The sequence below is a fragment of the Saccharopolyspora rectivirgula DSM 43747 genome (assembly GCF_000497205.1).
Classification (GTDB): domain Bacteria; phylum Actinomycetota; class Actinomycetes; order Mycobacteriales; family Pseudonocardiaceae; genus Saccharopolyspora; species Saccharopolyspora rectivirgula.
The window spans coordinates 1-670 of the sequence record NZ_AYJW01000144.1; the positions used below are offsets into that span (position 1 = coordinate 1).

The 670-nt window shown below is 57.9% G+C and carries 1 rRNA gene; it reads left to right on the forward strand.

What is annotated here, in order from left to right:
• Positions 1-670, forward strand: a 23S ribosomal RNA gene (locus SREC43747_RS0119285); the annotation flags it as partial.

A 670-nucleotide genomic window follows, 5' to 3' on the forward strand; every position in this document is an offset into this window, starting at 1 on the left:
CCTGGTGACCGATAGTGCATGAGTACCGTGAGGGAAAGGTGAAAAGTACCCCGGGAGGGGAGTGAAAGAGTCCCTGAAACCGTGTGCCTACAAACCGTCAGAGCCTTCGGGTGATGGCGTGCCTTTTGAAGAATGAGCCTGCGAGTTGGGGTGTGTGGCGAGGTTAACCCGTCGAGGGGTAGCCGGAGCGAAAGCGAGTCTGAACAGGGCGTCGAGTCGCATGCTCCAGACCCGAAGCGGGGTGATCTACCCATGGCCAGGGTGAAGCGCGGGTAAGACCGCGTGGAGGCCCGAACCCACCAGGGTTGAAAACCTGGGGGATGAGCTGTGGGTAGGGGTGAAAGGCCAATCAAACTCCGTGATAGCTGGTTCTCCCCGAAATGCATTTAGGTGCAGCGTCACGTGTTGCTCAGGCGGGGTAGAGCTACTGGTTGGTTAATGGGCCCTTCCCGGGTTACTGAGATCAGCCAAACTCCGAATACGCCTGAGTTCGAGCGTGGCAGTGAGACGATGGGGGACAAGCTTCATCGTCGAGAGGGAAACAGCCCAGATCGCCGGCTAAGGTCCCCAAATGCGCGCTTAGTGGGAAAGGATGTGAAACCGCGCAGACAGCCAGGAGGTTGGCTTAGAAGCAGCCATCCTTGAAAGAGTGCGTAATAGCTCACTGGTC